The organism is Paracoccus sp. SY (genome assembly GCF_002901215.1).
In the GTDB taxonomy this organism is placed as follows: domain Bacteria; phylum Pseudomonadota; class Alphaproteobacteria; order Rhodobacterales; family Rhodobacteraceae; genus Paracoccus; species Paracoccus acridae.
This window is the reverse complement of record NZ_NWMQ01000071.1, coordinates 1-8536: the sequence shown is the minus strand read 5'-3', so window position 1 is coordinate 8536 and position 8536 is coordinate 1. Positions and strand designations below refer to the sequence as shown.

The 8536-nt window shown below is 62.9% G+C and carries 8 protein-coding genes; 3 read left to right on the top strand and 5 right to left on the bottom strand.

The window, feature by feature from the left end:
- Positions 1–350: helix-turn-helix domain-containing protein (locus tag CK944_RS24400; protein ID WP_146038737.1), on the bottom strand; the 350-nt coding region annotated here is incomplete at its 3' end.
- Positions 351–610: 260 nt separating this feature from the next.
- On the opposite strand from CK944_RS24400, the gene CK944_RS20655 reads away from it, so the two are divergent.
- Positions 611–844 (top strand): hypothetical protein, encoded by a 234-nt coding sequence (locus CK944_RS20655; RefSeq protein WP_103174945.1) that lies wholly within the window; start codon positions 611–613, stop codon positions 842–844.
- 9 nt (positions 845–853) lie between these two features.
- Here CK944_RS20655 and CK944_RS20650 read toward each other — a convergent pair whose 3' ends face one another.
- Together CK944_RS20650 and CK944_RS20645 are read right to left on the bottom strand one after the other, a co-directional pair.
- On the bottom strand, positions 854–1837 hold the full coding sequence (locus tag CK944_RS20650) for a glycosyltransferase family 2 protein (protein WP_103174944.1): 984 nt from the start codon (positions 1835–1837) through the stop codon (positions 854–856).
- 9 nt (positions 1838–1846) lie between these two features.
- Positions 1847–4489 carry an AMP-binding protein gene (locus CK944_RS20645; RefSeq protein ID WP_103174943.1) on the bottom strand — a complete coding sequence of 881 codons (2643 nt, stop codon included), beginning with the start codon at positions 4487–4489 and terminating at the stop codon, positions 1847–1849.
- 229 nt (positions 4490–4718) lie between these two features.
- On the opposite strand from CK944_RS20645, the gene CK944_RS20640 reads away from it, so the two are divergent.
- Both CK944_RS20640 and CK944_RS20635 read left to right on the top strand, forming a co-directional pair.
- A complete protein-coding gene (locus CK944_RS20640) occupies positions 4719–6695 on the top strand; it encodes an acyltransferase family protein (RefSeq protein WP_103174942.1) in 1977 nt (658 codons plus the stop codon).
- Complete coding sequence (locus CK944_RS20635; RefSeq protein WP_158248102.1) at positions 6685–7800, top strand: glycosyltransferase family 2 protein; 1116 nt, start codon at positions 6685–6687, stop codon at positions 7798–7800. The genes CK944_RS20640 and CK944_RS20635 overlap by 11 nt, the downstream gene beginning before the upstream one ends.
- 4 nt (positions 7801–7804) lie before the next feature.
- On the opposite strand, the gene CK944_RS23020 is transcribed toward CK944_RS20635, so the two are convergent.
- Entirely contained in the window at positions 7805–8056 is a 252-nt protein-coding gene (locus CK944_RS23020; RefSeq protein WP_158248101.1) for a hypothetical protein, read from the bottom strand.
- Between the two features lie 8 nt (positions 8057–8064).
- On the bottom strand, positions 8065–8235 hold the full coding sequence (locus CK944_RS23415; RefSeq protein ID WP_158248100.1) for a hypothetical protein: 171 nt from the start codon (positions 8233–8235) through the stop codon (positions 8065–8067).
- Positions 8236–8536: the final 301 nt, after the last annotated feature.

Sequence of the window (8536 nt, the reverse complement as noted above, 5' to 3'; positions counted from 1 at the left end):
TTTTTTTTATGGCTCAGTCCGAGACCCCGCAGAACGCGCCAGACGGTGGCGCGGTGAACATCGATGCCATGCGTCTCAGCCAGTTCGGCCACGAGTTCATCAAGCGTGATCCCGCTTTTGGCCGCGACGCGGGCCTTGAGCCAGCCGGTCACGTCCACCAGCCTGCCATGTCCGCCGCCATTGCCTTGTCGCCTCGGTGTCAAACATCCGGTCTCGCGCCGCAGCTTCACCAGATCATTGACGAACTTCGGCGATACCCGAAAATGCCGAGCAGCCTGACGGTGTCCGTGACCTTCGTCCACGTAGCCGATGACCCGGGTCCGAAGCTCTACTGGATGTGGCTTGCCCATCTGAAATCTCCATCTGCCCTAGCAGAAGAGAATCACATCATCGGCAGGCTGGGAATCCTGATGGCTGAGATACGCTCTAGAACTATCCTTCTTCTGGATCTGCAGATCTTCCACCCCCTATTGTCGACAGCCGGGCACAACTTGTACCCGCTGCTTTTCAACAAGGCGGGGACCCTGCTGACGCTGGTGCCGGCCCTCTTGCTGCGTGAGGTGTAGGGGATGGTGAGGATGCTATCAGCCTTTCTTTCTGATTTTCTGGCATGGCGGCTGGACTGACTGCCCTTGCCAGTACTATCTTTGCCATCCAGCCCAACGACACGGCGGATCTGCCGATCCTGAACAAGGCCATCAATGTAGCAAAGCCTGGCCGTTTGCGCGTGACCATGGCCGATGGCAGCACCGGCACGCTGTTTCTGACAGCCGGCGGCCTGGCCGAACTGCGCGTGCGCCGGATCTGGGCGACCGACACCTCGGCCGAGGGGATTCCGGGCTGAGGTGAGCCCCTATCGCCTTTGGCCGGGCCGCAGCCCCAGCAGGGGCCGCAAGGAAAGAGCCCAGAAATCACCAAAGAAATTCAGGGGGGCAGCCGGTTTCTGCCCCCTGATGCGCGACAGGGGCACATTCAGCCCCGCCCCCGCCAACCAGGCCAGAGCCACGCCGATGGCTCCTGCCCGGCCGTGGTTGCTGCGGAAGTAATGACACCAGGATTCGTACCAATAGGCCGGGCGGCGGACCCGCTCGGCCCTGGCGCTGCGTACATCGGTTGAGGCACCCTCAACATGGATGATGCGCGCCTCGGCAACGTGCCAGCATTCCCAGCCGGCCCGTGCCGCGCGGCGCATCAGATCGACTTCCTCGTAATACAGGAAATAGATGGGGTCGAAAAATCCTAGTTCGCGCCATACGTCGAACCGTGCCAGCACAGCGGCGCCCGATACCCAGTCGACCCGGCGGGTTTCCAGATCGCCGCCAAGCGCCACCTGCGATCCGCGCATCAGCCGCGCCACCGGGCCGAAATTCAGCGCCGCCACGAAATGGCTGGCCGCCCCCGGAAAACGGAAGGCAGCGGGCACCGGCACCTTGCCCCCTGGATTGCGCGCCTGCGCCCCCGCCATGGCGGCCTTTGGACGGCTGTCCAGGAAATCGGCCAGAATCGCGATCGCCTCGTTTTCAAGCTGCGCATCGGGGTTCAGCAGGAAGACGTAATCGGGCGGATCGCCCCTTTCGGCTAACTTGCGCAGCACCAGATTGTTGCCGCGCCCGAAACCGTGGTTTTCGGATTCGAGATAAAGCGCCACCCCTTCGCCCCAACCGCGGATCCGCGCCGTTTCGGCAACGACTGCGCCATCCCCCGCGGGCGAGGCGTTGTCGACCAGGTGGATGCTGACCTCGTGGCCCGGATGGGACCGCGCCCGAACGCTTTCCACTGCCGCGATGGCCAGGTCGGCGGCATCGTAATTGACGATGATGACGGCAATCCGAGCCATGAGGAACCTCTATGCGGCTTGTTTTTCGGCCTTGCCGGACATGTGCCGCCATTGCCGGAAGCTCCACTTTACCAGCCATTCATAAGTCGTCCACATCAGCACGCCCCCGGCGAGGGCCAGGATCACTGGCATGACGGGCAAGTCACCTAGCAGTTTCTTGGACAGGTTCGCCCATTGAAAATGAGACAGATAAATGAAGAGCGAAGCTCCCGCGATCCGCCGGATCGTGCCGGCTGACCAAGAGGGAACTTCGATCCGCGGCAGCCAGACCAGCAGCATGAAGCCCAGCGTATACCATTTCAGGATATTAGCCAGCAATTGTTCGGGATTGTCGTTGAACAAAAGAATGCCCAGCAACGCCAAGGCTGATACGATGACCCTTCGGCCGGTCGTGTCGGCATAGCATGCCGCCATGCCAAGCGCGAAAAGCCACATCGTCATATGCGGCAGGCGGCGATAAAGGTGATGGGTATCCCAGAATTCATGGGCAAGGCGAAAAGTCACAATAGACAGGATCGCAAAACTAACTGCTGCCGCATAGGGCCGTCGGGCAAAGATCCGGCGCATCGGCGGCGGCAGGAAGATCAATGCCACAACCAGCAGGATTTGGACATACACGGCAATGAACCAAATGCCGGGATTTAGGCTTGGATCAAACCAGTTCGACACCAATGAGGCGATCCGCCAATCGAATGTGGAAAAGACGACCATTAGAAGCGATGCATAAAGAACTGCCGGGATTGCTACTCGCAATATCTGCGACAATACAGTCCAGACCGAGCCCGAGCTCAGGATCGTAGGCACCTGATACATCGCGAAGCTGAAGCCCGCGACGCTGAACAACAGCATGGCCCCGCCTCCACCATAGGCCATGAACTGCAGATGGCCCGAGATGACGAAGATGATCGACAAGCAGCGCAGGAAGGTCGCCGTCTCAATCATCGTGGGGCCGGGACTGGCGGTCGAGACCTCTAGGTCGCGCAGCCGCATCCGGCCCCAGTCGTCGGGCAGGTGGCCAAGAGTTTTTTCCAGATCTAGGGCCACGCCCAGATAGCGCAGTGAATCGCCGCCCAACTTCGTGAAGGAGCTGTCTGGGGTGATCTCGGCCTCGGGGAAATGACTGCGGAAGACGGCCATGACCGATCCGTTGCCAGCCGCAGCCTGTTGTTCCGTCGCATCCGACCGGATCCGGCGCCAAGCCGAACCGATCCGGGCGAAAAGCCGGTCGCCCCAATCCTGCCCCGCCGCGCCGGATTCTTCCTCGGGCAGGGTTTCGGCCGCCTCGAATTCACGGATCATCGCGGTTACGGCGCGCCCATCGGTCTTGCCATTGGGGCCAAGCGGCACGGCCGCGATCGGGGCAAGGCGGAACGCCGTCGCCGGAATGCCCAGCCATTCGGACATCTCGCGGCGCAATGCCGCAGGATCGACATCAGAGGCGATCAGCACCCAGAGCCGTTCCTCGCGGCCCGCCCCGCTGACGGCGCGCAACCCGCGCGCCGACAGCCAGGCATCGACCTCGTCCAGGCTGATCCGCAGGCCGAAGGGCTTGATGAAGCGGCTCTTGCGCCCGGTGATGCGGTAAAGCCCGTCTTCGGTCCGCATCGCCATGTCGCCGGTTTTCAGCCGATCCAACTCGGACCCACGGGCCAGATCCGCAGGACCGGTGGCATAGCCCATCATCACGTTCGGACCGCGATAAACCAGTTCGCCCGCCTCGCCCGGCGCGGTGACAGGGTTGCCGTCCTCGTCCTCCAGGGAAAAGGCACCGCCGGGGATCGGACGGCCGATGCAATCGGGATGCGCGGCGGCCTGTTCGGGGGGCAGCCAGGCCATCCGGGGCGAGGCTTCGGTTTGTCCATACATCACGAAGAAACGCCAGCCTTCGGCGGCGCTGCGTCGGGCCAGGTCCGCCACGCGGTCGGCGGCCAGCTTGCCGCCTGCCTGGGTGACATAGCGCAGCGAAGGCCGATCGGCGGTGCGGAAGGGGCTTTTTTCCAGCATGTCGATGACATGGGGAACGGCCGCGAAGCTGGTGCAGCCCGTCCGGTCGAAGCCTTCCCAGAAGGCGGCGTCCAGAAGGGTCAGGGGCGTGACAAAAAGCGATGCGCCCACCTGCAGATGCGAGGTCACCACCGACATGCCATAGGAATAATACAGGGGCAGGTTGGTCGGCGCACGATCGGCGGCGGTCAGATCCAGGTATTCGGCGATCGCCTCGGCGTTCGACTGGATGTTGGTGCGCGACAGGCGGATGCTTTTCGCCGCCCCCGTTGAACCCGATGTGGACAAGAGCACCGCCAGGTCGGGATGGATTTCGACCGGCGCAGCCTCCAGCATCTCTGGCGCGCCGCTTTCGGGATCGAACCGATAGCAGAAGGGGAAGGCTTCGCGCAGGCGGCTTTCCTCAGCTGGGTGGTCCGGGGCAAGGGGAAAGACCGGGTTTCCGGCCTGGAGCGCGGCAAGGAAGGCGACGATGGTTTCGGGCGCAGGCGGAGCAGGCAGTAGGAGCAGTCCTCGCCTCCCATCCATGCGCGCGCGCATCTGCTTTACGTTTTCGGCAAGCTGTGCATAGCTGATCGTGGATCCGTCGCCAGTGATAAGGGCCGGTCGGTCGCCAAAGCGGGACAGGTCGTCGTGATCAAAAAACATGTCGCCTACTCTTACTGGCTTCAAGAACTGCCGCGGCCATTATTCTGGCCGGATCGGAAATGCCTACAGATCTAATCTCTAATCCGTTTTGCCTGCCAAAAGCCGCAGGGTACGTCAAGAAGCGTGAACTTCAAATTCGAGTGGAACGTCCGATGTTTTTCCCCTAGACGAAACCCCGACGATCCGGCCGAGTGTTCGCACAGGACGTTGTTGACACAGGTTATCAGGCATGAAGTACCGTCCCGAAATCGATGGCCTGCGCTCGGTCGCGGTCCTGCCGGTGATCCTGTTCCATGCCGGAGTTGGAATCTTTTCGGGCGGCTATGTCGGCGTTGACGTGTTTTTCGTCATCTCGGGCTATCTGATCACCACGATCATCCTAGGGCAGATCGTCGAGGGACGCTTTTCGCTGCTGGACTTTTATAACCGGCGCTCGCGGCGGATCCTGCCCGCGCTGTTTCTAGTCATTGCCTGCACCATCCCGCCTGCCTTCCTGCTGATGCTGCCCAGCCAGTTCCAGGACTTCAGCCAGAGCGTGGCAGCGGTCAGCATCTTTTCCTCGAATATCCTGTTCTGGCTGGAAAGCGGCTATTTTTCCGCCGCGGCCGAACTGAAGCCGCTGCTGCACACCTGGTCGCTGGCGGTCGAGGAACAGTATTACGTCCTGTTTCCCCTGCTACTGCTGGGCCTGTGGCGACTGGGCGCACGAACCGCGCTGCTAATACTGGGGGCGATCTTCGCGGCCAGCCTAGTCGCCAGCCAGGTCCTTGCCACCCGTGCGCCGGGGGCCAATTTCTACCTGCTGCCAAGCCGGGCATGGGAGCTTCTGGCGGGGTCGCTTTGCGCAATCTGGATCATACGGAGCGGCCGGTCGGGCAATGCCCTGCTTTCCACCCTTGGACTGGCGCTGATCCTGGCGTCGATCTTCGTCTATGACAGCGACACGCCCTTTCCGTCGATTTACGCCCTGGCGCCGGTGGGCGGGACCGCGCTGATCATCCTGTTCGCCGACGCGGGCACGCCGGCCGGGCGGCTTCTGTCCATGCGGGCGCCGGTCTTCATCGGGCTGATCAGCTATTCGGCCTATCTCTGGCACCAGCCGCTGTTCGCCCTGGCCCGCCTGGCCCATCACGACCAGGAACCGCCCTTGGCGCTGATGATGGGGCTGGCGGTGGCATCGCTGGGGCTGGCCTTTCTTAGTTGGAAATATGTCGAACAGCCCGCGCGCCATCATCCCTGGCCGGTCCGGCGAGTACTCGGGGCCACGGTCGTGGGATCGGTGCTGTTCGTCTCGGTCGGGCTGGGGCTTAACTATTCGGGGGCGCAGCAGGCCTGGTTCACCGCCAGCCTGGCGCCGCAGAACCGCCCCTTGCTGAACCGGATTACGCAGATGGCCAGGATGGACCATTTCGCCACGGAAAACAGCGATCCCTGCCGCTTTTTCGTGACCGACTACGATGCCAGCACCGATGCCCAGGTCGAACAGTGCTTTGTCCAGCACGGACCGGCCCTGGCCATCATGGGCGATTCCCACGCGCTTGATGTCTGGAAAGCAATGGAGGCCGCTTCCGATGCGCCCTTCCTGCTGGGCTTGCCCCAGCAGGAGTGCCGCCCCCATATCGCCGGGACTGATTGCGCAGGGGCCGGCTTGCCGCGCTTTCTGGAGCGCCATGCGTCTCGGATCGGATCGGCAGTCTATGTCCAGGCGGGTTTCTGGCTGTTGACGGACGCAGACGGCGAACGTCGGGACCGCCGCCTGTTCACCGACGGCAGCGACCTTGATCCCCGGCTGTTCGACGCCGCCATCGACCGCGTCTTCCCGGTGCTGGAGACTTGGAACGCCATCGTCCCGGTGACCTGGTTCGGTCCCATGATCGAACCGCATGTCTCGGCAGAAACCATGCTGTCGGTCGATTGCGACCGCGCCCCCGACCTGCTGGAACTGCGCCCCGCCCATCAGGAAATCTTCGAGCGGCTCGAGGATCGGCTGGCAGCCCAGGCAGCCGACACCGGCATCGGCTATATCCGGGCGCTGCCGGTCCTGAATTTCGACATCGGCCGCGACCTTTACGATTGCGATGCCCTTTACTGGTCGGACGGCGATCACTGGTCCCCCGAAGGCGAGGCCCGCTTCGGCGCCCGCATCGTCCCGGCAATCCAAGCGACGATGCCCCCCGTCCGCAAGGAGGCGAGCCATGACCGATGAAGAGCGCGCCCCTGAAGCGTGCCTCGGCGATGCCCTGGACCGGACTTTGGATTGGGGTCTGGTGATCGCGACCAAGGACCGGATCAAGGCCTTGCAGGTCTGCATCGGCTTGGCGCTGGGTCAGACCCGCCCCCCAGCCGAGGTGATCGTGGTCGATGCTAGTGCGGACTGGCAGGACCACAGGGACCGGATCAGCCGGATCCTGGCGGATCATCCGGGAGTCCGGTTCCATTACCTGCAGGCGGCGCTGCCGTCGCTGACCGTGCAGCGCAACCAGGGCATCGTGCAGGCGCGGGCGACCGTCCTGTTCCTGCTGGACGATGATTCCTTCATGTATCCCGATTGCGCCGAACGGATCATGGCGATCTACGAGACCGATTCTGAAGGCCGGATCGGCGGCATCCAGACCGGTGTCGCGGCCCTGCCGCCCCCGGCTGCGACCGATGCCGGGGCGCAGAAGGAACGCGGCAGCAAGACGATCGGCGCAGGCCAGGGAAAGGCGCGCGGCAGGATCAGCCGCTGGCTGTTGCAACGGCTGCTGCTGCTGAACAAGGCGGCGCTGTTCATCCCCTATGACGGACTGCGGCCCCTGCCGCCGCTGCCCCCCGCCTTGGCGGGGCAAGACGTGTCGGCCGTGCGGCTGTTCCAGGGCTATCGCATGACCTTCCGCCGCCAGGTGGTGCTGGAGGAACCCTTCGACGAAATGCTGCGCTATTACTGCCCGGGCGAAGATATAGACGCCAGCTATCGTATCTCGCGCCGATATCTGCTGCTGACTACGCCCGCAGCGCAGCTTTATCACTTCACGGCGGCGGGCGGGCGGATTGACCGCCTGCGCACCACGACCCTGTCGGCGCTAAACCAGGCGGTGCTGCTACGCCGCCACGCAGCCGACCAGACAGGCGCACGGCGGCGCTATTTCGCGCTGATGCGGCGCAGACTGCTGGCCGAGATTCTGAAGGACGCCCTATCGCGGCGCTTCGATCTGCCCCAGGCGCGCGGCATTCTGCAGGCCTGCGCTAAAGCGCGGCGCATCTTTGGCATGACCCCTAAGGAACTAGCCGATTGGTATCCCGACGAACAGGTTCGATTGCTGCGCGACTAGGCGGTCACAGCCGCCAGTGATCCCGAGGCTTGCCGCAATGTTCGAGGAGGGCCACAGTGTCGGCGGCCAGTTCGGTACGCAGCCAGCCGCAGATCGTGGGGCTGAAATCCGGTTTTTTGTGGCCAGAGACCCGGCGGGTCAGGAAACGGTCGCGAGAGCCTTGGCGTAGGCCCTTGGGCAGCCGCCGCTTCACTGTTTCCATCGTAGGCAGCCCGTTGATGACCGAATAAGCAGTAGTGGGTACCGCCTTGCTCACCGCAGAATTTACATGGGTGCGGTTGGGCAGAGCCTGCGCCACGTCCAGGAAATCGCGAATTCCGGCAAAGAAGGCGTCCGGGTCTGCTTCAGATCCTCCATGAAGCACAGATGGATCTGGTTGTCGGGAAACAGCGCGCGATAGCGGGACAGGTTTTCCCAATACAAGCTCTGACCCAAGTAATTCTCCGGCATCTCGCGCACCGCGCGGTCAAGCGTGGGGGGATCCTGTCACCCATGTCGATCCGATTTTGGATCCAGGCTGACACGATCCGTTCGATCGGGTGGCCCATGACATAGATCAGATGCAGATCCGGCTTGTAGGCGGCCATGCGCGCCGCGCTGTGGGGATACATCCGTGCTAGGGCATAACAGTTCGACCCTTCGCCCCGCGGGCGTGCGCTCTCTTGCCTGTCAAAAAAGCTTTCGTACCAATTAGAGCCTGTTGCACTCAGTCGACCTCATAACCTGCGGCTTTGAA